We start from the raw sequence: 25,174 nt of genomic DNA, 5'->3' as shown, positions 1-25,174 counted from the left end.
AAAAATAGTATGCATGCAAACTATTTTTTAATCATCTTCGTAATCTAAACCCATCATCTTGTTGTAGGCCTGCTGCAACTCTGAGAAGGCATGTAGTTGGCCCAACTGCCGGCTAATTTGCATGCCTTTCTGGTACGCCTGTTTGGCAAGCTCCGGCTCCTCTAGCTGCAGATAGAGACTGGCCGCGTGGTAGTAGGTGCCTACGTACTCTGGATGCTCGGCCAGCAGTTTTTCGTAGAAGAAGCGCGCCTTTGCGGGGTCTGTAGGGCGGTATTCCGTCGCGATGGCGTACATGGTGAACGGATCGTTCGGATCTTCTTCGTAGAAGGCCAGGAGTTGCGTCAATCTGCTGTTGGTCGTTTCCATTTGATGAATTATTCTTTTAAATTGCCCACAAAATTAACTTAATTAAGCTAACCCTAAGTTAAATGAAGATCTTAGTTTGCATTAGCAACGTGCCTGATACCACCACCAAAATAACCTTTTCGCCTGACGGCAAAGCGTTTAACACGGCCGGGGTTCAGTTTGTCATTAACCCTTACGATGAATATGCCCTTACCCGCGCCATTGAGCTGAAAGAAGCCCAGGGCGGAACCGTGACGGTACTGAACGTAGGCGAAGCCGATACCGAACCAAATATCCGGAAGGCTTTGGCCATTGGGGCAGATGACGCCATCAGAGTTAATTTGAAACCTACCGATGCTTTCCTGGTTGCCCAGCAGATTGCCCACTACGCCAAAGAAGGCGGCTATGACCTTATCCTGATGGGCCGTGAGTCTATTGACTACAACGGATTCCAGGTACACGGCATGGTTGGTGAGTTGTTAGGCATCCCTACCATTGCCCCCGCCATTAAACTGGACGTGAACGGTTCAACCGCTACTTTGGAGCGTGAGATTGAAGGCGGTAAAGAAGTGATTGAGGCCTCTCTGCCATTGGTAGTGACTGCTCAGCAGCCTATGACCGAGCCCCGCATCCCCAACATGCGCGGTATCATGACGGCCCGCACCAAGCCTTTGAAAGTAGTGGAGCCGGTAGGCCAGGATGCCAAAACCAGCGTCCAGAACTATGAGTTGCCACCCGCCAAATCTGGGGTGAAGATGATCCCCGCCGAGAGCGCCGGTGACCTCATTAAATTATTGCGTAACGAAGCTAAAGTTCTATAAGCATGTCAGTATTAGTAGTGATTGAGTGCGCGAACGGCGAAGTGAAGAAGTCTTCCCTGGAAGCAGCTTCGTACGGGAGCAAAGTAGCCGCCGCCCTGGGTACCTCGGCCACCGCCGTTGCCATTGGCGATGTGCAGGCAGATGCCCTTACCCGTTTGGGTGAGCAGGGAGTCTCCAAAGTTTTATTAGACAATGACACCCGCCTGCATGATTTTGTGGCGGCTGCCTACGTGAAAGTGATCGCCAAAGCCGCCGAGGTGGAAAACTCCACCGTGATTGTGCTTTCCAACTCCAACATCGGGGCCGCTATCGGTTCTCGTCTGGCGGTGAAACTGGGCGCCTCTTTGGCGACCAACGTGGTGTCTTTGCCGCAGATCAACGGTTCTTCGTTCACCGTGCGCCGCGGGGTGTTCTCCGGCAAGGCGTTTTCAGACGTGGAATTGACCTCAGATAAAAAAATTATCGCCGTAAAGAAAAATGCGCTGGACATTGAAACCGCTGCCGGCGGCACTGCCACGGTAGAGAATTTCTCGGCTGATCTGTCTGATGCTGACTTCGCGACGGCTCCCAAGGAAACCATCCGCCAGTCTGGCGACATCCTGTTGACAGAGGCTGATCTGGTTGTTTCTGGCGGTAGAGGCTTAAAAGGGCCTGAAAACTGGCATTTGATTGAGGATCTAGCCAAAGCGCTGGGTGCTGCCACTGCCTGTTCCAAGCCCGTGGCCGACGTGGGCTGGAGACCGCATCATGAGCACGTAGGCCAGACCGGAATCACCGTGAGCCCTAACCTTTACATCGCGGTGGGCATCTCCGGAGCCATTCAACACCTGGCTGGGGTTAACTCTTCTAAAGTAATTGTCGTTATCAATAAAGATCCGGAGGCACCATTCTTCAAAGCCGCAGATTACGGTATTGTGGGAGACGCTACTGAGGTTGTACCTAAATTGATAGAAGCCGCCAAAGCTTTAGACAAATAGAAGAGAAACTGTGAAGAAAATTGAGCTAGAGATTCTTGGTTTGTCCTCAAGCCAGTCGCAATCCGGATCTTTTGCCCTGGTTCTGGGCGAAAAGGAGGGAAGTCGCCGTTTGCCTATCATCATAGGCATGTTTGAGGCGCAGTCCATTGCTATCCAGATTGAAAAGATTAATCCTACCCGCCCGCTTACGCATGACTTGTTCAAGTCCTTTGCCCAGCAGATGGAGGTGAGCGTGCAGGAGATTATGATTTCGGATTTAAAGGAAGGGGTGTTCTTTTCCAAGATCGTGTGCACAGACGGCGAGAAGGAGTTTGAGCTGGACGCCCGTCCGTCAGACGCTATCGCCATTGGGCTGCGGTTTGGGGTGCCCATCTACACCGTGGAGTCCGTTCTTTCAGAAGCCGGTATCATCTTAAGTGATATGGAGGAAGAGGAGGACGAAGAAGAAACCGATGAGATCCCAACCTCCGCATCTACCAGCGTATCCACCTCAGGCAGCGGGAAAGGCAACCTCAAAGAGGTATCCGTTGACGAGCTGAACACCATGCTCAACGAGGCCCTGGAAAAAGAGGACTACGAACGGGCCGCCAAAATCCGCGACGAATTGAACAAACGGAATTAAGCTTTATTAATCCTATAAAAAGAAAGCGTCTCAGGTTCTGCCTGAGACGCTTTCTTTTTATAGGTCTATTCTGGTTTTGAATATATATCCGGTTTACCGGTCTTAAAATAGCCACCTTTTCTTCCGTTCAATCTCTGGTTCAAGTTTTTAACTTGGACCTACAATGAGTTGAAGTTTGCAACTTCAGTGAGGCGTTAGCCTCAGGAAAGGGCTGTGTTGATTTCTGTTTAACGATTTCAGGTTCCAACCTGATTTTCTAAAAACAGGCAAGAATCAGACTTGTCTTCATCAAACTTTTTTTGGTAAAAAATATAATCTGCCAGTTAGATGAAAGCTAAACCTCCTTTTCGTTTCAGGCCCGATTTCTTCAAAATAAGCCTCAAACAGATTAGGTTAGAAAAGTTCTACCGCTGCTCTTCGTGTCTTTGCTCGTCTTCCTGGCGCTCTTCCGCCTCAATCTCGTCCACTTTCTTGGCATCGCGCATCAGGCGGTTAGAGAAGATAAAGTCATTCAGTTCCTTCACGTTGGTGTCCATGATGGTGCTGCTGTGGCCTTCCCAGAGTTTATGGCCTTTGTACAGGAACATCACATTGTCGCCATACTCCAGCACGGAGTTCATGTCATGGGTTACAACAATGGTGGTAATGTTGTACTCCAAGGTGATTTCCTTGATCAGCTCATCAATGGTGATGGCGGTGAGGGGATCAAGGCCTGAGTTGGGTTCATCGCAGAAAAGGTAGGTGCAGTTAGGGGCAATGGCCCGGGCAATGCCCACGCGTTTCTTCATCCCGCCGCTCAGCTCAGAAGGCATTTTATTGCCGGCGTTTTCCAGGCCCACTCTTTTGAGGCAGAATTGCACCCGGTCTAAGCGGTCGTTTTTGCTCATGTCTGAGAGCATTCGCAGTGGGAATTCCACGTTCTCATTCACGGTCATGGAGTCAAACAGGGCACTGCCCTGGAAGAGCATTCCAATCTTGCGTCTGATCTCCTGTTTAATGTCTAGTTTGTTGTTCGCGAAGATGCGCCCGTCATATGTGATGCTGCCCAGGTCTGGTTTCACCAACCCTACAATGCATTTCAGGAGCACGCTTTTACCGGTACCGCTGGCGCCTAATAGCATGTTCATCTTGCCAGACTCAAAGTTTCCGCTGATGCCGTTGAGTACCTTCACGCCGTTGAAGGTTTTATGTATGTTATGGATTTCTATCATGTTGGTTCAACCAGAAGGGGTTGCCTTTATGCAAAATGTGCTTAGAGCAATAACTGCGCGCAAACAAAGTCAGCGATCAGAATGGCAATCACGCTGTTGGTAACGGCTTTGGTACTGGCTCTACCTACCTCCAGGGCGCCACCTTCTGTGAAGTATCCCTGGTAAGAAGAGATGGACGCCACCAGAAAGGCAAACACCACAGATTTGATCAAAGCGAAGGTAATGTTGTATGGAATAAAATCTGACCGTAAACCCGTGATGTACTCCTGCCCAGACAAGGCGCCAGATAAACTTCCGGCAAGGTAGCCGCCCAAAATGGATAGGAACATAGACACAATCACCAGCATAGGAAACACCAGGAAAGCGGCCATGATTTTAGGCAACACCAGGTAAGATGAGGAGTTGATTCCCATTACCTCCAGGGCGTCTACCTGTTCTGTGATGCGCATGGTACCCAAGCCGCCCGCAATACTGGAGCCTACTTTACCGGCCAAAACAATGGAGGTAATGGTAGGGGCCAGTTCCAGGATGGTCATTTCCCGTACCATGAACCCGATGGTAGACCTCGGGATTAAGGCATTGGTCAGGTTATAGGAGATTTGCACGCAGGTTACCGCCCCAATAAAGGTAGAAACCACTGCCACAATAAAAACTGAGTCAATGCCAATTAAGATGGCTTCATCTATGGTTCTGTTTAACAGAATCCTGGGAGACTCACCTCTTTTAACAAGGCTGGATAAAAAGAGTAAAAATGCACCAAAAGTTTTCATGCAGTTAGTTCAAAGAGGTCAATGCAGGCTCGCCGCAAGGGGTGGTGTTTAGGCAAATCTTAGTTTCAAATGCCTATATTACGTTGAAAAAAGAAAAAACATCGTTCTCATGCAAAAATATATAGTGGTTACGGGCGGTACCAAGGGCATTGGACGAGCCATTGTAGACCGTTTCGCGGCCGAGGGGTTCCATATCATCACCTGCTCCCGCAGCCAGAAAGACCTTGATAATCTTAAGCTGGAGATAGAACAGAAATACACTTTCTCCAAGGTTTTCTTTGTGTCCGCGGATGTAAGCCAGGCAGGGGAGGTGCAGCGTTTTCTTGAGTACATTCAGTCTTTGAAAGTGAAGGTAGATGTGCTGGTGAACAACGCCGGCTTCTTCATCCCGGGTAAAATCCATGAGGAGAGCGATACGGTGCTGCGCGAGATGATCAACACCAACCTGTACAGTGCCTATGACCTTACCAAGGGCCTGGTCACAGATATGATCCGGCGCCGCGATGGACACATTTTCACGCTCTGCTCTACGGCCAGTATTATGGCTTACCCCAACGGCGGCTCTTACTGCATTGCCAAGCACGCCTTGTACGGCATGACCAGGGTTCTGCGCGAAGAACTGAAGGAGTACAACATCAGGGTGACGGCGGTGCTGCCGGGTGCTACTTACACCTCTAGCTGGGAAGGCGTGGATCTGCCCAAAGACCGGTTCATGAAACCAGAGGATGTGGCCAATGCCATCTGGAACGCCCACTATATCTCCAAACAAACCGTTATAGAGGAACTGTTGCTGCGTCCGCAATTAGGCGATATATAAGCAAGCCCAAAAAGAACAACATGGAAGATAATGAATACCAGCCGGACTGGGACGTCTACTTTTGCCAGATCGAATCAAAACCGGCCTTCATTGGGCTGGACCTGAACCTGAGTTCGGTGGCGCCACTGGAAGAGCAGGAGAAAGTAGTTGAAGTCACGGTGCCCGTATTGTCTGTGCGGGAAGATGGTTTTCCGGAGGACACGGAGTGGGAGGCCCTGGGTGAAATAGAAGACCTTTTAGCCGATATTTTTGAGACTGGTTTGGAAGCGGTTTTTGTAGGAAAAACCCTGAACGGAGGCTTCCGGAAATTCTATTTTTATGCCCGGGAGGTGCTCATGGTGGAGCATTACCTTAATGAGGTCGCAGAGAAATTCCCGCAGTACAGTTTTGAGGCAGAGACCTGGGAAGACCCGGAATGGGAAACCTACCTGGAGTTCCTCTTCCCGGAACCAGCCGATGTACAAAAGATCCAGAATGCGAAAGTTCTCCGTCATCTTGAGGAAGCCGGCGACAACCCTACTGTTTCGCGCAAGGTGGAGCATTGGATCTATTTCCCGGATGAAGCTTCCCGAGAGAAGTACTGGCAGGAAATCTCCACCAAAGGCTACGCGAAAGAGGAAGAGGGTTTTGAGCCTGATTTTGAGAAACTGCACTATAAACTAGAGGTTTCATCAGAGTCCAAAACCGAGGAAGAGCCTATCAATGACATGGTGCTTTACCTCTGGAGACTGGCCCAGGAGTACGGAGCTAAATATGATGGCTGGGAAACTTCTATTGAAAGTGATGGCGCAAACGAAGCGCCTCAGTGACGTACTTAACCCTTCAACACTGAAGCTGTAGTACCAGGGGGTAGTGGAAAAACATATGGTTAGGCCATAAAGAAGCAGGATAATCAATAATCTATATAAAGGTCGTTGAGCTGGTGCGCTAAAATTGAACAATTAGATATAGGTAAATCTCTTTTGATTAAATTTGAGCAAATTCTAAGATATGGAACTAGAAGGAAAAGTAGTTGTGATCACCGGTGCCAGCAGCGGGATTGGTCTGGCTGCCGCCAAACTGTTGTTGGAGCAAGGAGCAACCGTGGTAAGCTGGAGCCGCTCGCGCCCTAAAATATCTCACCCAGATTTCTATTTTTTTGAGTGCGACGTGCGCTTTGAGCACTCAGTGCTGACGGCCTACGAGCAGACCGTTGAGCGCTTACGGCAGAATATCTCCGTGCTCATCAACAACGCCGGGCTAGGCATCCAGGGAGCCATTGACACCATGAGCCCCCGTGACTGGCAGACCATGATGGACACCAACGTGAACGGGATCTTCTACTGCACGCGCTTGGTGCTGCCCCAGATGAAAAAACAACTGGAAGGCCATATCATCAATATCTCCTCCATTGCCGGGTTAACGGGCATTGAGAACATGAGCGGCTACTGCGCCACCAAATTCGCGGTGCGCGGCATCTCGCAGTCGCTTTTCAAGGAAGTTCGGCCGCACGGCATTAAAGTAACCTGCATCTATCCGGGCTCAACCGCCACCAGTTTCTTTGACGGTTTTGAGGGAACCGGCACCGCACCAGAGAACATGATGCAGCCTGAAGACATTGCCTCTACCATCTTGCACGTGCTGCAGTCGCCGCCCAACTACCACCACGTGGACATTGAGGTGCGACCACTCATGCCCAAGGGCCGTCCAGAGAAAAAGAAAGCCTAACCCTTACGCATGGGAATTGAAATAAAAGACCTGACCAAACTGTATGGGACCCAGGCCGCCGTAGACCATGTCTCGTTTACGGTGCGCACGGGTGAGATTGTGGGGTTTTTGGGACCAAACGGGGCAGGCAAATCTACTACCATGAAAATTGCCACCTGTTACCTGCCGCCCAGCAGCGGTACGGTACTGGTGAACGGCCACGATGTGCTGGAAGAACCTAAGGAGGTGCGCCGCCAGGTGGGTTACCTGCCCGAGCATAACCCCCTGTACCTGGACATGTACGTGCGCGAGTACCTGCACTTCGTGGGTAAACTGCACGGCCTCAACGGTAACCAAGTAAAATCCCGCACCGAGGAAATGATCAACCTCTGCGGGCTCACGCGGGAACGCCACAAGAAGATCGGGGCGTTGTCAAAAGGATATCGGCAACGGGTAGGATTGGCGCAGGCGCTCATCCATGATCCGCAGGTGCTTATCCTGGATGAACCTACCACCGGCCTTGACCCGAACCAGATTGTGGAGATCAGGCAACTGATCAAAGAAGTAGGGCAGGCGAAGACAGTTTTGTTCTCCACCCACATCATGCAGGAGGTAAGCGCCCTCTGTGACCGCGTGCTCATCATCAATCAGGGCCAACTGGTGGCAGACAGCCCCGTAGCCGATCTCCGTACCATGGGCCACAAGGAAACCAGGATTCTGGCAGAGTTTGAGGCTGAAGTAGACCCTGCGCCGTTGTTGACTTTGCCGGGGGTAGAGCGCGTGGAACCCGCCGGGCCACTGAAATACCGTGTCATCGCCGCCTCCAACATTGATCTCCGCTCTTCCATTTTCCGGTTGGCAGGGGAGAGAGGCTGGCCGTTGGTTGGGCTTCAGCAGGAAGAGAACTCCCTGGAGAAACTGTTCCAGGATCTGACGAAATCAGGTAAATAGAAAAGTTGTTTTGAGCCTCATTCCCAGAAATGGGGTCGAAAACAGAAACCTTTTTTGTCATCCTGAAAGGATCCTGGTTGCAAGCTGTATTATTGCTTAGTTAACGTCTGACTAGTTTGCCCACAAGATCTTTTCAAGATGACAGATGCAGTTTTGAATAATAAATGTGAATTCTGTTTTTGGGCTCATTTTCAGAAATGGAGCTTAAAATAGAAATTAGCCAACTTTAAAGAAGTCCTGATACTGGTGTCTTGATACTAGTATCCCAATCATATGTTCGCAATTCTTTCTAAAGAGTTTAACTCCTACCTCAACTCGCTCATCGGCTATATTGTCATTGGGGTGTTTCTTGTAGCTACGGGCCTGTTCATGTGGGTCTTTCCAGACAGTAGCGTGCTGGACTACGGCTACGCCGATCTGCAATCAGTATTCATGCTGGCACCTTGGCTGTTCCTGTTTCTGATTCCGGCTATTACCATGCGCGCCTTCGCTGAGGAGCGGAAGGGCGGCACCATGGAACTGCTGCTTACCAAACCGCTTTCAGATACCCAACTGCTGTTGGGCAAGTACTTCGCTTGTTTGTTGCTGGCTTTGTTCGCGCTGTTGCCTTCTTTGTTGTACTACCTGAGTGTGTACCAATTGGGTGACCCGGTGGGGAATATTGACTCGGCGGCGGTGGCTGGTTCTTACCTGGGGCTGGTGTTTCTGGCGGCGGTGTTCGTGGCTATGGGCATTTTCGCGTCGTCGCTCACAGAGAACCAGATTGTGGCCTTCATTCTGGCGGTTTTCCTGTGCTACCTGGTGTACACCGGCTTTGATTTGCTGGCCTCCATTGACGCCTGGGGAACGGCTTCTTATTACATCGCGCAGCTGGGCATTTCTTATCACTATAGCTCCATCAGCAAAGGTCTTATTGACTCCCGCGATGTGCTGTATTTTTTGAGCGTGATCACTATCATGCTGTTGGGTACTAAACTGGTATTGGAGAGCAGAAAATGGTAGAGCAAACGAACCCCGTCACGCAAAAACAAGCCGTGGAAAGCCGCCGCCGCCATGACTGGACCTTTTTCCTTGTAGCCGTGGGCTTGCTGCTGGTTTTGAACTTTGTGGCCAGCCGCTATTTCTTCCGGCTAGACCTCACTGAGGATAAACGCTATTCCATCTCAGACCAGACCAAGAACCTGCTGGGCAACCTGCGGGAACCCGTGCAGGTGACCGTGTACCTGGAGGGCGAGTTCCCAGCCGGATTCCGGAGGCTGCAGAACAGCACCCGCGAGATGCTGGAGGAGTTCCGGTTGTACTCAGACGGCAAAGTGCAGTACCAGTTCGTGGACCCCAGCGCCAACACCAATGAGCAGGCCAGAAACCAGTTCTACATGCAACTGGCCCAGAAAGGACTGCAACCCACCAACCTGTTCGCGCAGGAAGGCGATAAGAAAGTGGAGAAAATCGTGTTCCCGGGCGCATTGATTTCCGCGGGAAGCAAAGAGACCGCCGCGGTACTCCTGAGAGGTAGCCAGGCCGCTCCGCCCGAAGAACGTCTGAACCAATCCATTGAAGGACTGGAATACGAACTGGCCTCGGGCATCAGGAAAGTGGCGGCTGCCAGTGCCGGAAGGATAGGGGTACTGCAAGGCCATGGCGAGCTTTGGCTCCCGCAGGCCGCAGACTTTTTGGGCACGCTTTCAGAATTTTACACCGTAAACCGGGTAGACCTTTCGCAGGTGCCGGACCTGAACAACTTTAACCTGGTGGTGCTTATGAAACCCACCAAACCGTTCTCTGAGCTGGACAAGTACAAAATGGATCAGTTCCTGATCAGGGGCGGGAAGATGCTGTTCATGCTGGATGGCGTGCGCGCCTCCCTGGACAGCATTCAAGAGAATGGCTTCCTGGCTTTCCCCTATGACCTGAACCTGCAGGACATGCTTTTCCGCTACGGCGTGCGCGTGAACCCCGATCTGGTGCAGGATCTCAACGCGAGCTTCATCCCGATGGTGACGGGCTACATGGGCAACCAGCCGCAGACGCAACTGGTGCCCTGGCGCTATTACCCCCTCATCAGCAATTTCAGTCAGCTGCCGCTCACCCGTAACCTTGATGCCGTGCAAACCAAGTTTGTGAGTTCCCTGGATACCGTGAAAGCCGTGGGTATCAAAAAGTCGCCGCTACTCTGGACTTCGCAGTATTCGCGCAAGCGCGATTCGCCGGTTTCCATTTCCCTGAACGATCCTCGCGTTGACCGAGACCCCAAGTTGTTCAGCCAAAACGCCATTCCGGTAGGATACCTGCTGGAAGGGAAATTCCAGTCGGTGTTCAAGAACCGTCCGGTGCCCGCAGGAACCAGAATTCCGTTCCAGGCCCAAGGCAAAGCCTCCCAGATTGTGGTGTTCTCAGACGGCGACCTGGCCGCAAATGAAGTGGACCCGCGCTCCGGCCGCCCGCTGGAACTGGGCTTTGACCGGTTCACCCGCTCGCGCTTCGCCAATAAAGAACTCCTGAAAAACGTGGCCGATTACCTCTTGGACGAGAAAGGCCTTATTGAACTGCGCGGCAAGGAAATCAAATTAAGACCGCTGGACAAAGCCAAACTGCGCGATGAGCGGACCAAGTGGCAGGCTATTAACCTGGGTATTCCGCTGGCTTTGCTGCTCTTGTTTGGTGTGGTGAAATTCTGGCTCCGGAAACGCAAGTATGCCCACTAAGGTAGAGATCAAAGAGATAGCCGCCGCTCAGAGTTGGCAGATCCGCCATGAAGTCATGTGGCCCGATAAGCCGCTACATTTTGTTCAGTTACCAGAAGATGCAGCAGGAATTCATTTCGGGCTGTCTGTTGAAGGGGAGCGGGTATCGGTGATCTCCTTATTTATAAAGGAGCAGCAGGCGCAGTTCAGGAAATTCGCCACCCTACCAGCCTTCCAGGCACAGGGCTTCGGCCAGATGCTGTTGCAGCATGTTTTTGCCTTTTCTTCCGGTGAAGGAATTACTTCCGTTTGGTATCACGCCCGCACCTTGGCTTTGGGGTTTTACCTGAAGGCCGGAATGCAGCCAGTAGGGGAGACTTTCCCAAGGAATGGAATAGACTACATTCGGATGGAAAAGACCTTGGCACCGAAATAAAGTTTTTTCGCAAATCTCATCATTGTGTTCTTGTACTTTCTCTCAGGTTTTCTGGAAAAGTGCCACAGGATGCCCTAAAATGCAAACTCCCTGTTTAGAGCCGGTTTTTTGAAAAATCGCCTCTAAACAGGGAGTTCTTATAAGGAGTAAGTTTATCTTAAACCAAAAGCATTAAGGATTAGGTACTCTAACGGAGGACTCCCGTACCACCAGCAACGGTTCCAGTATGATTTTCTTGGGTTCTTCTATGATCTCAGAGCCGTTTGCACCTGATGTTTTATTAGCCATCGCTTCCAGAAACAAGGTGAAGGCTTCTTCTCCCATTCGGGCAGGCTGTTGGTCAATGGTGGAAAGGCTTGGTGTCACGTAAGGACTGAAAGATTCGTTCCCGAAACCTATCATCCCAATTTTCTCCGGCATCCGCACGCCGGCGTGCTTGAGGTACTGTAAGGCACCCAGGGCAGTGAAATCTACGGCTGCGAAAATAGCGTCCATCCCCTTGTTCCGGTTCAGGAGCCGCTCGGCACTGGCCCGGCCAGACTCAATGGAGTTCCGGCCATATTGAATCAGATCATCGTCTACAGGTAAGTTGTAGGTTTTCAAGGCATCTACATAACCTATAAGGCGGTCATTGAAAATCTTGATGTGCTGCGGCCCTGAAATATGCGCAATGCGCGTGTAGCCCTGCTGGATCAGGTGCTCGGTAGCCATGAAGGCCCCTTTATAGTCATCCACCACCACAGATGGGGAGTTCAGTTCATCTTTCACCCGGTCAAAAAGCACCAGCGGCACTTTTCGCTTTTTCACATCATAGAAATGATCCAGGTTAGGAGAGTCTTTGGCAATAGAAACAATGATGCCGTCAACACTCGTTTGCAGCAGTGTTTCAATTCCTTCAACTTCGTACTCGCCGGTTTCGTTTGACTGGAAAAGGAGAATATTATATCCATTGCTGCGGGCCAATTTCTCAATCCCGTGTACTACCCCCCCAAAGAAACCAATGTCAGAGCTCGGAATCACGATCCCTATAATATTGGTACGCCCCGACCGCAGGGAAGAAGCCAGACGGTTTTGCCGGTAGTTGAGGTTTTGGGCCGCTGTCCTGATCAGTTCCTTGGTGGCCGCACTAATAGAAGGGTGGTCATTCAAGGCTTTAGAAACCGTTGAAGCGCTTGTATTGAGCTCTTTGGCAATGTCGTGTATGGTGGTTCTACTCATGGAGGTCTATCGATTTCGTAATTAGGGGAATGACGCTTTCATTGATATACCCGTACTTCAGAAGTGCATCTACTGCAAAGCTAATTAAACATCTGTTAAAATGACGCTTCAAAAAATCTATATTTTGAATAAACCTTCATTATTTGTTCGTAATTTTGGCAAAACGTTAAAAAAAATATTCCGTTTGAGGACCAAATAGTTTGAAATGCTGTAAAAAGTTGGTAAATCGGTAAGGAAATCGATTTCCCAAATTGGTAAAACATTTCAAGTGTTTGATTGTCAGTACAGTGTGTTTTTGCTGATTTTTTAAATAGTTGTTCAAACTACTTCATTTACCTAAATCCTTCATCTATGACTAATTTATTACCTGAAAAAAAGTTAGCCCCGCAAGGCTGGCTTAGTTTATGGCAGCTGAGGAAGGGTTCTTCCTTGTTGTTGCTGTTGTTGGCCTTTTTGTCTTTGGGCATAGGGCAGGCAGCCGCACAGCAAAGAACCATTTCCGGAACGGTGACTGGCGACGGTGCCTCTCCGCTGATTGGTGTGTCAGTTGTACTGAAAGGTACCACCACTGCCACAGCCACTGACGTGAATGGGGCCTACTCTATTCCGGTAACTGGTAATGCTGGAACTTTGGTGTTCTCCTATATAGGGTATGTAACCCAGGAGGTGCCTGTTGGAGCGCAGTCTACTTTGAATGTAAACCTGCTAACTGATGCCAAAGCCTTGGAGGAAGTAGTGGTAGTAGGTTATGGTACGCAGAACAAAAGAGACTTAACCGGGTCTGTTGCTTCTATTGATGAGAAAGACTTCAATGCAGGACCTGTAACAAGCCCGCTCCAGCAGATTGCTGGTAGAGCTGCTGGTGTGAACATTAACCAGGTTGGTAGCGAGCCAGGTCAGAACCCTAACATCCGGATTAGAGGTATTACTTCTTTGATTGGTGGTAACGACCCGTTAGTGGTTGTGGACGGTATCCAGGGTGACCTAGGTTTATTGAACCAGATCCCACCAAGCGAGATCAGCTCTATTGAAATCCTGAAAGATGCTTCTGCTACCGCTATCTACGGTTCAAGAGGTGCAGCAGGGGTTGTGTTGGTGACTACCAAAAAAGGTAGAGCCGGAGAGACTTCCGTTGAATACAGCGGCGTGGGTTCTATGGACGTGATCGCCAAGAAATACGATATGCTTAATGCTTCTGAATACAGAGCAGCAGCTGAAGCAAGAGGAATTGACTTCAATGACTATGGTGGAAACACCAACTGGTTTGATGAAATCACCCGCAGAGGTTATACCCAGACGCACAATGTGGCAGTAGCAGGTGGTGGTGAAACCTTTACTTACAGAACTTCATTAACTGGAATTCTTCAGCAGGGAATCATCAAGAATTCAAGCTATGATAACTACATCGGCCGTTTCCAAGGCACCCAGAAAGCACTGAAAGATAAGCTTAACTTAGATTTCAACCTGAATACTTCTGTTAGAACCAATAAGTATAACAATAATGGCAGAATAGGAGAGGCAACTAACCGCCGTCCTACTGACCCTATCTATACAGATGAACCTTTGTACAAAGACACCGGTCCTTATTTCCTGGATCCGCAAAGCTTTGGATACCTGAACCCAGTAGCTAGAACTAATGAGATTGTGGACGGAGACAGAACTAATAACCTGTTTGGGAGTCTGCGTGCAGAATACAGAATCATTGGTGGTTTAAGCGGTGGAGTGTTTGGCTCCTGGAGGAAAACTGACCGCCTCTATGAAGGCTATACTTCTGCCAGAACTACTGTAGAGGGAGCCCGCAACCTGGGTGAAGTTCCTGCCAACCTCACAGGTGAGGAAAGAGACATCTTCTTGAACAACCTGCCTGATGGTATTGCCACCAAGACCACCACTAATTCAGATGAGAAACTGTTCAATGCCTTTGTGAATTATAAAACTGATTTCGGTGACAACCACCTTGACTTCATTGGGGTGTATGAGTATCAAAAGCAGATTTATGACGGTTACAGCGCTACTGCCAGAGGTTTCTTGATTGACAATAAGAACAACCTTAGTTCATTGGCTTCTGCAGACCCTAACTTGTTTCAGCAAGGAAATATCAGTTCTTACAAAAATGACAGAACCCTAGCTTCCTTCCTGGCTAGAGCAAACTACTCTTTCAAAGACAGATACATCTTCAGCGGTAGCTTCAGAAGAGATGGTTCTTCTGTGTTTGGTGAAAACAACAAGTGGGCAAACTTCTTTGCGTTCTCTGGTGCCTGGAGAATCTCCGATGAAGCCTTCATGCGTGACCTTACCGTCATTAATGATTTAAAGCTGAGAGTAGGTTATGGTGAAACCGGTAACCAGCAAGGCCTTGGCCCGTTGAACTCGGTTCGTTTAGCAAACAACGCTGGAACTGCCTTCTTCGGTGGTACTCTAATTCCTAACTTCGCAATTACCCAGAACGAGAACGCTGACCTGAGATGGGAAGTGAAGAAGATGTACAATGCTGGTATTGACTTCGGTTTCTTTGGTGGCAGCAGACTTTCTGGTTCATTGGATTTCTACTATGGCAGAACCAGCGACTTGTTGTTTGACTACGCTGTGCCTCAGCCTCCATATCCTTTTGGTTCTATCAAGGCCAACATTGGTGAAATCTTAAACAAAGGAGCTGAACTTGGATTGTCTTATGCTTTAGTAGACAAAGAAGATTTCTCTTTGAACCTGGCAGGTAACCTTACCACCAACAGAACTGAAGTGAAAGAGCTTAGTGGTTCATTGAACGGCATTCCTTTGACTACTAACTATGTAGTATGGGGTTCAGGTGGTACAACCGGTGTTGGTTCTACAAACAATGCTATCTCTCACCTCATCATTGGTCAGCAGTTAGGTACTTTCTACCTGTTCAAGCACGGTGGTATTGATGAGAACGGAAACCAAATCATTGATGACCTGAACGGTGACGGCGTTATCTCAGACGGTAACAGACAAAACCCAGACCGTTACATTGCTGGTCAGGCATTGCCAAAATTCACCTGGGCTTTCACGCCATCTGCCAGATACAAGAACTTTGACATGAACCTGGTTTTCAGAGGGGCGCACGGTCACAAGATCTTTAACGCCAGAAAAGCAACTTTGAGCACCTTGAGCCAATTAGGACAGGTGAACGTGTTACAAAGCTCTTTGGATCTTGGTCTGCAAAACCTGACTTATGCCACTGACCTTTGGTTAGAGGATGGTGACTTTGCCCGTCTTGAAAACCTTACCGTTGGATACAACTTCAACAAGGCCAAAATGGGAGCCATCAAAAATCTGAGACTTTCCTTCACAGCCAATAACTTGTTTGTTATCACAGACTACACTGGTATTGACCCAGAGGTGAGCACAACAGGAGGAAGCGGTTTTGGTATTGACTATGGTATTTATCCACGTACCCGCAACTTTGCTGTGGGAATCAATGCAACTTTTTAAATACCAATGAATTCAACCGTCTGACTATTTGTTTAGACATTATTGAAATAGAAACTCTAAGTATTTCCCATGAAAAAAATAATTTATTCACTTTTGGTTGCCGCATCAGTCACCTATGTAGGTTGTACTGATTTAGAGGAGGGCACTTACGGCACACAGGTTGCTGATGAGTTCTATGCCACTGACGCGGGAATCAACGCAGCTCTGGCCAGTATTTATAATGAGGTAAGGGGGGATTGGAACGGTAAGGGAATTGCCGGCGCAGACAGGGGCTGGTATGACCTGAATGAGACTTCTACAGATGAAATGGTTGTTCCTACTCGCTCGGATGGGGGCTGGAATGACAACGGAATCTGGCGGGCCATGTATCAGCACACCTGGACCGGATCTCAGGAGTTTATTGGCAATACCTGGAACTGGTTGTACAGAAGCGTTTTCAAAGCTAACCTGGCAATTGAGTTGCTGGAGAATGCCAACGCAGACCAATCCAGAATTGCCGAGGCAAGAGTATTGAGAGCTTACTTCTACTACATGCTGATGGACGGATGGGGCAATATCCCGTTCTATACCCAAAATAACGTAACAGTAGACCAGATTCCACAAACGCCACGTGCCGAGGTTTTCAACTTCATTGTGAAGGAAATCCAGGATAACGTAGAGTTCCTGCCTACTACAAAAGGAGGTCAGTTCTACGGCCGTTTTAACAAATGGGCGGCTTACGCTCTGTTGGCTAAAGTGTATCTGAACGCTGAAGTGTACACCGGTACACCACGCTGGACAGAAGCTATTGCTGCCTCTGATAAAATCATCAACGAAGGTGGTTTTACCTTAACGCCAAACTTGTACACCAATGCTGGTGCTAGCCCGGTTTTCGGAGACAGATTAGATGACCAGGAAGTGATTTTAGCGGTATATGTAGATGCCCTTAGCGCTCCTAGGAACATCATTGGTATCCGTACTTTACAAGGACCACATGGCAATGCCCTGTTCGGTTTTAGTACCTGGAACGGTGCTACTGTTCACCAGGACTTCCTGAACAAGTACAGCAATGATGACCTGCGTAAGAAGCAGTGGCTGGTTGGTCCTCAGCCAGGCGGTGTAACGTACACTTCCACGCTTTCTTCCCTAACTAGTGCCGGTCTATCTGAAGGTGCCAGAAACGCCAAATTCCTCCCGGTTCCTCCGTTTGAGCCAGGTAACAGCTCATCTAATGACTTCCCTGTGTTCCGTTACGCTGATGTGCTGCTGACCAAAGCAGAAGCATTGCTTAGAAGCGGTGGATCTGAGGCTACGGCCAGAGAATTGGTAGATCAGGTTAGAAACCGTGCTGGTCTCCCAGACTTGGCTGGTACCTTAACCTTGAATGAGGTATATGATGAAAGAGGCAGAGAATTGGCCTGGGAAGGACACCGTCGTCAGGACATGATCCGTTTCGGTACTTTCACCGCTCCGCGTGCTTTCAAAGCGCAAAGTACTGATACGTATAAGCTGTTCCCAATCCCCGCTGAGGCGATTGCCAACAACCGTACTTTGGTACAGAATCCAGGTTATTAAGCTTTAAAACAGTATGTATATGAGAAATTTTAAAAGTCCTTTTTTGTTTTTCAGCTTCTTCCTGAGCTTGTTCCTTGTAGGCTGCGGCGAAGATGATGTGGAACCCGCCTTTGAGGAGGTCCGTAACCAGGCCTATGACTTAGTAGTGGTTTCTGATGCCAATGCCAACGTGCCGGTATCATTTACCGCTGCTGGAACAGACCTGGAGCGCGTGATCGTAGAGATTACGAAGCAAGGCTCCAACACTGTGGTTGCCTCTAACAGCTTGAATAAAATTATCCATGAAAATCTGAACAGAATCAACATGACTGTTCCTTTTCCGGGTAACGATCAGGCGCCTTCAGGCTTGTACACAGTTAATTACAGAATGATTGCAAAGAACGGTGAGCAGAGCGTTGGCACGTATGACATTAACGTGATCAACAACGTGACTCCTGTTCTATGTAACTACACCAACAATCTACCCAATGGCAAAACAGTTTGGATCAGACTGTATGTACCAGAAGGTGAGGACTTGCCTGCCAATGACAATACCATTTACCTGACTGGTAGCTTTGGTGCCAGAGAAGGAGGTACTGATTGGGATGGTGGTGGAGGACCACACACATTCACACGGTTGTCTGCTACCTGCTATGAGATTGCCATGCACCTGGTAAGTGGTGATAAATTCAAAATCACTCGTGGAAACTGGGACAAGCAGATGACCAACGCCACTGGAGCTGAGTATTCAGATTTCACCTATAATGGTGAAACTACCTTCTCTGCAACGGCTTATAACTGGAAAGACAGACCAGTGGTAACTCCTACTTCTACTGCCGGAGAAATCCTGAATATTCCTGCCGAGGCAGTAAAATCAGGCATGCTCACAGTGGTTGCTAATCTTGACAATTCCATTGATGCCACTAGCGGTAATTATTATGTAGTTGAAAAAGGTGCTACTAGCGTTACCAATGGGTATAAGATGGTAGCCTTTGACAAGAAATTAGCGGCTGCCGTTCCAAAGAAAACCGGAGTAGAGTACGTAATAGTAAAAGGTGATGCCTCTGCTACCGGTAAAAACAGATTTGGCTTTGTTCAGTCTGCCGTTTGGGATGGAAAAACAAACCCAGCCAGAGTAACGGTTGGTACGTTCGGCAACGCAGGCTTTACTTTAGGAAACAAAATCGTGATTGTTGGCGGTGCCACGCCAGGAGACTGGGGTGTTTCTTCTGGCCAGGATTTCACCAAAACAGCCGAAGGTAAATATTCCATTACCATTCCATTGAAAGCTGACAGCGAATACCTGCTTCTGCCAGAATATGGCCAGTGGGGAGACAAGTGGGCTTTCGGATCAGGCACTTCTGCAAAAGGAACATTTGATGTCCAAGGAAATGGTGGAAACTTAACTACCAAAGGCCTGACCGAAGGAACCTACAGAATTGATGTTGATTTCACAGTAGGCAACGGAACTTATACTCTGACCAAGATATAATCCTCACGCAACTGTAGAATGAATCCTGTGGAGGCTATCTCAAATCTTTAAGATGAGATAGCCTCTACTCTTTTTACACAAAGGGGGGCTTTCTTATAAGTAACCAGGTAGTTGAGAAGATACTCTTCCGTTTATAGGTCGTATATAAAAAAGCGGGCCTCAAACAGAAGCTTTCTAAAATTGCCTCATTGGGATGCCACAAGTGCATAACCCCTGATCTTAAAGAAAATCATCCCTTTTGTCTTTAACTTATCCCTCATTATCATGAAATTTCTTTACTCTTTTCTTCTCATCTTATTTGGGCCGCTCTGCGGGGTAATGGCCCAGCAGGTGCAACTTACCTTCAGGGTGGACATGACCGGGCAAACCGTTTCCCCTAATGGTGTGCACGTGGCAGGTAATTTCCAGGCGCTGGCTGGGTCTGGGTCAGACTGGAACCCTGCATCCCTGGCGCTTACCGATCCGGATAATGACAAAATTTACGAGGTGCAGGTATCACTGCCCACAGGCGGCTTGTTCCAGTATAAGTTCATCAACGGCAACAGCTGGACCGGGGCCGAGATCGTGCCTGCAGCCTGTGGTCTCAATGACGGTGGTGGAAACTTCAACCGCACCGTTGATGCCACTGCCAGTGTCTCCAAAACGTCCCCCTATCTTTTCGGGACGTGTGACACCAAAGAGGTAACTGTTCCTTCTACTGATTATAGCACGTTTTGGTGGAATGATGCCGTTTTCTACGAGATATTCGTGCGCAGTTTCTATGACAGCAACGGCGACGGAAAAGGAGATTTTAAGGGTTTGATCCAGAAGCTGGACTACCTCAATGATGGAGACCCCAACACTACCACAGACTTAGGCATCACGGGCATCTGGCTTATGCCTATGATGGAATCGCCCAGCTACCACGGCTATGATGTAACTGATTACTACGCCACAGAATCTGACTACGGCACCATGGCCGACTTTGAGGCTTTTCTGGCGGCTGCCCACGCCCGAGGCATTAAAGTTATTATTGACTTTGTGATGAACCATACCTCAGACCAACACCCCTGGTTCACCCAGTCAAGCAGCAATACCACCAATACTTATCGCAACTGGTACATCTGGTCAGACACCAACCCTGGCTATCTTGGTCCTTGGGGGCAGGGAGTCTGGCACCAGAGAAACGGCAAATACTACTACGGCGTTTTCTTCAGCGGCATGCCTGACCTGAACTGGAGCAATGCCCAATTGAAAAGCACCATGTGGGATATAACCCGTTTCTGGCTGAACAAAGGCGTGGACGGTTACCGTCTGGATGCCGTGAAGTACCTGGACGAAGATGGCCGAAATATGGAAAACACCCCAGAAACGTTCAGCCTGCTGCATGAATTCAACCAGGTTTACAAGGCGGCCAAACCAGACGCGTTCACGGTAGGGGAGGCTTGGTCCAACACCGCGGCCGTGGTGCCTTATGTGCAGAATAATCGGCTGGACGCGGCATTTGAGTTTGACTTGGCTGGGGCGATCATCACCTCGGTAAGAGACAACAACCCAACAGCGGTACGCAACCAGCTAAGCCTGGTGAACCGGGTGTACCCCAAACTGCAGTACGCCACTTTCCTCACAAACCATGACAATAACAGGGTGATGGGTGAACTGGGCAGCAATGTGACCCATATGAAACAGGCGGCCTCACTGTACCTGACCATGCCTGGCGTTCCTTTCCTGTATTATGGCGAAGAAGTAGGCATGCTTGGTTCGGGCGTGGATGAAGATAAACGCAAACCAATGCAGTGGACTCCAGGTGCCAACGCGGGCTTCTCCACCGGTACCCCATGGCGCAGTATCAATTCAAATTTCTCGCAGTTCAACGTCCAGACCCAGTCTGCTGATGCCAACTCTCTTTTAAGCCATTACCGCAAACTGATCCAGATCAGGAACGCGCAGCCTGCCCTCAGAAAAGGGTATCACCAGGACATGACTTCTACTAATGCATCGGTGTTGAGCTATGCCCGCGTGTTTGGGCAGGAGGCGGTTGTGGTGGTTTCCAATTTCAGCAGCGAAGCAGTGGCCAGCCCTACGCTTTCCTTGGCGGTTTCTTCTCTGCCGGCCGGCAACTACCTGGTGCAGGACCTGTACCGGGGCCAGGCCATGGGAACTGTAACGGTGAATGCAAATGGCGCCATCAGTAACTGGACCTTAACGGGCAATTCATTGGCCGCAGATCAAACCTGGATTCTCCGGTTGACCTCAGCCAATGCCACCGGTATTGATGATGAGCAGGAATTGAAGAACGTGCAAGTGTATCCAAACCCTACGGCCGGTAAAGTCACTTTGTCCTTGCCTAAAGAGGGCAATCAGCGGGCCCAGGTAACAGTCTTTGATGCGGCAGGTAAGCTTTTGACTACTGAAAATATCTCGGGTAACAGCCACACCTTTGATACCCAGGCTTGGGCCGGGGGCATCTATTTCATCAAAGTAAGCGCCAACGGCAAAGTTTCTATGAAGCGCTTAGTAGTGACACACTAAGCGGCAGGCGCTACTTACGCCCAATCAGGTCATGAAATAATGAATCACGGTCAGTGATATAAAAAGATTACTGTCAACTTGTTAAACCTAAACCCCTAATGAAAAAAACAACCCTGACAAACCTGATCCTTTCCGGTTCTCTCTTCTTCTCCGCAATGCTACCTACGCAACAAGTGCAGGCGCAGCAGACCAAGGCGAGCCAGTGGCCGCGGGGCATTACCTATGAGATCTTCGTGCAGTCCTTCGCCGATTCAAACGGGGACGGCATTGGCGATATCAAAGGCATGACGGCTAAACTGGATTACCTGAAGGATTTGGGTGTGGAAGCGGTGTGGCTCATGCCAATGAACCCGTCGCCGTCTTACCATAAATATGATGTGACCGATTACTATGGCATCCATCCGGATTACGGCACAATGGCCGATTTCAAGGAGTTTATCAACCAGGCGCACAAGCGGAACATCAAGGTAGTGATGGACATGGTTCTGAACCACTCCTCCAACAAACACCCCTGGTTTATAGACGCGGCCAAAAATGAGAACAGCCCGTACCGCGATTACTTTGTCTGGACCCACAAAAATGACCCACAAACCCAGAAAGAGGGGAAAACCACCGGGGCCGATTCTTACAACACCCAGCACTGGCATAAGGTAAACGGCAGCGATTACCTGTATTACGGCTACTTCTATTCAGGTATGCCCGATCTGAACTTCGATAGCCCTAAGCTGCGCGAGGAGGTATTCAAAATTGGAAGGTTCTGGTTTACCGAGGTGGGCGTAGATGGCTTCCGTCTGGATGCTGCCCGCCACATCTTCCCCGATGAGCGTCCGCAGGACAACCATAACTGGTGGGTGTACTTCCGGAACGAGATGAAGAAAGCAAACAAAGACGTGTACCTGGTAGGAGAGGTTTGGGCTCCGTCAGACATCGTGGCGCCTTACTTGAAAGGCCTGCCTGCCTTGTTCAACTTTGAGATGAGTTGGGACATTGCCAAGGCGGTGAACGGGGGTAGAGGCGATTCACTGGCAATCAAGCACGCCAGAATCACCAACTTCTACAAATCCGTGAACCCCGACTTCGTGGATGCCACCATCCTGAGCAACCATGACCAGGACCGGATCATGAGCACCCTGAAGAACGACATGAACAAAGCCAAGATGGCGGCCTCGTTGTTGTTGACCTTACCGGGTTCTCCTTACCTGTATTACGGTGAAGAGATTGGTATGAAAGGCAAGAAGCCAGACGAGCAGATCAGGGAGCCTTTCCTCTGGGATACCAAGGGCAAAGACAAGAGCCGTACCACCTGGATGAAGCCCGTGAACACCACTGATGAAACCGTAGCCTCTGTGGCTGCTCAGAAGAAGGACAAGAACTCCATCTACAACCACTACAAAGCTTTGATCGCCCTCAGAAACGGTAGCAAAGCCTTGACCTACGGTTCCATTGAGTCGGTGCAGATGGAAGACAAGAGTATCAGTGCCTTTGTAAGAACCCACGAAGACGAGTCTTTGCTGGTACTCCACAACCTGTCTGCGAAAGAGCTGACCGTGTCCCTGCCTGCTAACCTGACCTCTTACGCCAAAGCGATCTACAAAGGAAAAGGAAGCCAGCAGAAGGGAGCATCGGTAGTGCTTCCGGCCTACAGCAGTGTGGTGCTGAAGAAATAATTAGAAGAGCCCTGAGACAAATAAGTTTAAGGGCTCTTTTTCTTTCACCAAGAATCTTCCTTAACCCAGTACTTACTTTCTAAGAGAACAACGCAACATATGAAGAAACTCTTTATTCCGCTGCTCGCTGCCCAGGCCTTGCTTTTCCAGCCAGCAGAGATTTTTGCTCAAAAACCCAAGGACTTCACCCCAGACTGGAGCAAAGGGGTGGTATGGTACCAGGTCTTCCCTGATCGGTTTAGCAACGGAGATCCCAAAAACGACCCCAAAGTGACCGACCAAGCCGGTGCTTACCCGTTTGACGTCACTTCTCCCTTTGAGATTCATCCCTGGACGAGTGACTGGTACCAGTTGCAGCCGTATGAGCAGAAGAACGGCAAGGACATTTACTTCAACATTCAGCGCCGCCGTTACGGGGGCGATTTGCAGGGCATCATCAACAAACTGGATTACCTGCAGTCTTTGGGCGTAAATGCCATTTACCTGAACCCCATTTTCTGGGCACCTTCCTCGCACAAGTACGATGCCCTAGCCTATCACCATGTGGATCCTACCTTGGGGCCAGACCCTGACGGCGACAAAAAGTTGATGGAACAGGAAAATCCACTTGATGCCAAAACCTGGGCGTGGACCAGCGCCGATAAACTGGCCCTGAAACTCATTGAGGAGGTTCATAAACGCAACATGTACATCATCTTTGACGGCGTGTTCAACCACATGGGCGTGAACAGCTTTGCCTTCAAAGACGTGCAGAAAAACCAACAGAATTCACCGTACAAAGACTGGTTTATGGTAGAAAGCTGGCGCGATCCGGCTAAAGGCACCGAGTTCAAATACAAAGGCTGGTTTGGCGTTTCCACCTTGCCTGAGTTCAAAGAAGACAACACCGGTATTGTGGCCGGACCCAAAGAGTACATCTTCAACGCGACCCAGCGCTGGATGAACCCCATGGGCAAAGGCATTAAGAGCGGCATTGATGGTTGGCGCTTGGATGTGGCCTATGACGTGGGGCACCCTTTTTGGAAAGACTGGCGCAAATTTGTGCGCAGCATCAACCCCAATGCCTACATGACGGCAGAGCTGGTTTTCTCTATTGAAGAGACCCGGCCTTACCTCAGCGGCGATGAGTTTGACGCCACCATGAACTACAACTTCGCGTTTATTGTGCATGATTTCTTTATCCAGGAGAAAAAGGCATCCACCGTCACTCAGTTTGATTCCAAGCTGAAGGAACTGCGCGAGGCGTTTGGCGAAGGAGTGGCCCTGAACATGCAGAACCTGATGGACAGCCACGATGCCACCCGTCTGGGCAGCGCCGTCGCCAACCCCGATGGGCTGAGGTTTGGCGACTGGGGCAAATACTTCAACTGGAGCCAGAAGAGCAACAACAAACAGTACAATGCCCGCAAACCCAATGCAGAGCAACTGCAGAAGCAAAAGCTGATCGCCGCTTTCCAGCTCCTGTACTTGGGTTCTCCCATGATCTACTACGGCGATGAGGTGGGCATGTGGGGCAGCAACGACCCAGATTGCCGCAAACCCATGGTATGGCAGAACCTGAAGTACGAACCTGAAACCCACAACCCAGACCAAACGAAGCATGAACCCGATCAGGTGGCCTTCAACCAGGATCTGTACAACTGGTATAAAAAGTACATCGGGTTACGCAACAAGTATGCCTCTATCAAGCGGGGGAACTACACCACCCTGGCGGTGGACGATGCGCAGCAACTGTACGCCTTCAGCCGGAAATTGGGGAATGAGGAAGTGATTGTGGTGGTGAACCGCGGTAGCAAACCCGTTACTTTTAGCCATGATCTGCTTAAGAAAGGCCAGTATAAAGAGGTGTTCTCCAAGAAGCCGATGAAGACCGTTCAGGTGAAACCTATGGATCTGGTGGTCATCAGCAATAAAGCGTAATTGCCTACCTATACTTACATTAATTCAGGCCCAAAATTTGCCAGTAGGTTTTGGGCCTGT

The 25,174-nt window shown here is 49.5% G+C and carries 20 protein-coding genes; 16 read left to right on the top strand and 4 right to left on the bottom strand.

All coding sequences use genetic code 11. The features are described from left to right. Positions 1 to 27: 27 nt before the first annotated feature. Positions 28 to 366, bottom strand: coding sequence for a tetratricopeptide repeat protein (locus tag J3P35_RS13875; RefSeq protein WP_210465177.1), 339 nt, complete (start codon positions 364 to 366; stop codon positions 28 to 30). Positions 367 to 428: 62 nt separating this feature from the next. Between J3P35_RS13875 and J3P35_RS13870 the strand changes: the two genes are divergently transcribed. From J3P35_RS13870 to J3P35_RS13860, 3 genes are read left to right on the top strand one after another with little or no spacing between them, the layout of a single operon-like run. Beyond that, positions 429 to 1,166: an electron transfer flavoprotein subunit beta/FixA family protein gene (locus tag J3P35_RS13870; protein WP_210465176.1), complete on the top strand. Its 738-nt coding sequence runs from the start codon at positions 429 to 431 to the stop codon at positions 1,164 to 1,166. Positions 1,167 to 1,168: 2 nt separating this feature from the next. Then, complete coding sequence (locus tag J3P35_RS13865; protein WP_210465175.1) at positions 1,169 to 2,143, top strand: electron transfer flavoprotein subunit alpha/FixB family protein; 975 nt, start codon at positions 1,169 to 1,171, stop codon at positions 2,141 to 2,143. Positions 2,144 to 2,153: 10 nt separating this feature from the next. Further along, the gene (locus J3P35_RS13860) at positions 2,154 to 2,765 is read left to right on the top strand and encodes a bifunctional nuclease family protein (protein WP_210465174.1); all 612 of its coding nucleotides are present in this window, start codon (positions 2,154 to 2,156) and stop codon (positions 2,763 to 2,765) included. 404 nt (positions 2,766 to 3,169) lie between these two features. Here J3P35_RS13860 and J3P35_RS13855 read toward each other — a convergent pair whose 3' ends face one another. Both J3P35_RS13855 and J3P35_RS13850 read right to left on the bottom strand, forming a co-directional pair. Further along, a complete protein-coding gene (locus tag J3P35_RS13855; RefSeq protein ID WP_210465173.1) occupies positions 3,170 to 3,976 on the bottom strand; it encodes an ABC transporter ATP-binding protein in 807 nt (268 codons plus the stop codon). A gap of 41 nt (positions 3,977 to 4,017) precedes the next feature. Continuing rightward, positions 4,018 to 4,746 carry an MlaE family ABC transporter permease gene (locus J3P35_RS13850; protein ID WP_210465172.1) on the bottom strand — a complete coding sequence of 243 codons (729 nt, stop codon included), beginning with the start codon at positions 4,744 to 4,746 and terminating at the stop codon, positions 4,018 to 4,020. A gap of 109 nt (positions 4,747 to 4,855) precedes the next feature. Between J3P35_RS13850 and J3P35_RS13845 the strand changes: the two genes are divergently transcribed. The 7 genes from J3P35_RS13845 (at position 4,856) to J3P35_RS13815 (ending at position 11,320) form a co-directional block, all read left to right on the top strand. Further along, positions 4,856 to 5,563, top strand: a complete 708-nt coding sequence (locus tag J3P35_RS13845; RefSeq protein ID WP_210465171.1) for an SDR family NAD(P)-dependent oxidoreductase — start codon at positions 4,856 to 4,858, stop codon at positions 5,561 to 5,563. A 20-nt stretch (positions 5,564 to 5,583) separates the two neighbouring features. After that, positions 5,584 to 6,372 (top strand): DUF695 domain-containing protein, encoded by a 789-nt coding sequence (locus J3P35_RS13840; RefSeq protein WP_210465170.1) that lies wholly within the window; start codon positions 5,584 to 5,586, stop codon positions 6,370 to 6,372. Positions 6,373 to 6,553: 181 nt separating this feature from the next. Next, positions 6,554 to 7,270, top strand: coding sequence for an SDR family oxidoreductase (locus tag J3P35_RS13835; RefSeq protein WP_149090949.1), 717 nt, complete (start codon positions 6,554 to 6,556; stop codon positions 7,268 to 7,270). A gap of 9 nt (positions 7,271 to 7,279) precedes the next feature. After that, a complete protein-coding gene (gene gldA / locus J3P35_RS13830) occupies positions 7,280 to 8,200 on the top strand; it encodes a gliding motility-associated ABC transporter ATP-binding subunit GldA (protein WP_210465169.1) in 921 nt (306 codons plus the stop codon). A gap of 273 nt (positions 8,201 to 8,473) precedes the next feature. Then, on the top strand, positions 8,474 to 9,202 hold the full coding sequence (gene gldF / locus J3P35_RS13825) for a gliding motility-associated ABC transporter permease subunit GldF (protein ID WP_210465168.1): 729 nt from the start codon (positions 8,474 to 8,476) through the stop codon (positions 9,200 to 9,202). Next, a complete protein-coding gene (gene gldG, locus J3P35_RS13820) occupies positions 9,196 to 10,905 on the top strand; it encodes a gliding motility-associated ABC transporter substrate-binding protein GldG (protein WP_210465167.1) in 1,710 nt (569 codons plus the stop codon). Before gldF ends, gldG begins: the two co-directional genes overlap by 7 nt. Then, positions 10,895 to 11,320: a GNAT family N-acetyltransferase gene (locus J3P35_RS13815; protein ID WP_210465166.1), complete on the top strand. Its 426-nt coding sequence runs from the start codon at positions 10,895 to 10,897 to the stop codon at positions 11,318 to 11,320. Before gldG ends, J3P35_RS13815 begins: the two co-directional genes overlap by 11 nt. Before the next feature lie 171 nt (positions 11,321 to 11,491). Here the strand turns inward: J3P35_RS13815 and J3P35_RS13810 are convergent, their stop codons facing one another. Next, complete coding sequence (locus J3P35_RS13810; protein ID WP_210465165.1) at positions 11,492 to 12,538, bottom strand: LacI family DNA-binding transcriptional regulator; 1,047 nt, start codon at positions 12,536 to 12,538, stop codon at positions 11,492 to 11,494. A 351-nt stretch (positions 12,539 to 12,889) separates the two neighbouring features. On the opposite strand from J3P35_RS13810, the gene J3P35_RS13805 reads away from it, so the two are divergent. From J3P35_RS13805 to J3P35_RS13780, 6 genes are all read left to right on the top strand, one after another. Beyond that, complete coding sequence (locus J3P35_RS13805) at positions 12,890 to 15,991, top strand: SusC/RagA family TonB-linked outer membrane protein (protein ID WP_210465164.1); 3,102 nt, start codon at positions 12,890 to 12,892, stop codon at positions 15,989 to 15,991. 69 nt (positions 15,992 to 16,060) lie between these two features. Continuing rightward, positions 16,061 to 17,545 carry a RagB/SusD family nutrient uptake outer membrane protein gene (locus J3P35_RS13800; RefSeq protein ID WP_210465163.1) on the top strand — a complete coding sequence of 495 codons (1,485 nt, stop codon included), beginning with the start codon at positions 16,061 to 16,063 and terminating at the stop codon, positions 17,543 to 17,545. Positions 17,546 to 17,564: 19 nt separating this feature from the next. Then, a complete protein-coding gene (locus J3P35_RS13795; protein WP_210465162.1) occupies positions 17,565 to 19,016 on the top strand; it encodes a cadherin repeat domain-containing protein in 1,452 nt (483 codons plus the stop codon). 264 nt (positions 19,017 to 19,280) lie between these two features. Beyond that, a complete protein-coding gene (locus J3P35_RS13790; RefSeq protein WP_210465161.1) occupies positions 19,281 to 21,527 on the top strand; it encodes an alpha-amylase family glycosyl hydrolase in 2,247 nt (748 codons plus the stop codon). A gap of 98 nt (positions 21,528 to 21,625) precedes the next feature. Further along, positions 21,626 to 23,194, top strand: coding sequence for an alpha-amylase family glycosyl hydrolase (locus J3P35_RS13785; RefSeq protein ID WP_210465160.1), 1,569 nt, complete (start codon positions 21,626 to 21,628; stop codon positions 23,192 to 23,194). Between the two features lie 99 nt (positions 23,195 to 23,293). Next, positions 23,294 to 25,114, top strand: coding sequence for a glycoside hydrolase family 13 protein (locus J3P35_RS13780; protein ID WP_210465159.1), 1,821 nt, complete (start codon positions 23,294 to 23,296; stop codon positions 25,112 to 25,114). The last annotated feature ends 60 nt before the right edge of the window (positions 25,115 to 25,174 follow it).

The sequence above is a fragment of the Rufibacter roseolus genome (assembly GCF_017916365.1).
Taxonomy (GTDB): Bacteria; Bacteroidota; Bacteroidia; order Cytophagales; family Hymenobacteraceae; genus Nibribacter; species Nibribacter roseolus.
This window is presented reverse-complemented; position numbering and strand designations above follow the sequence as displayed.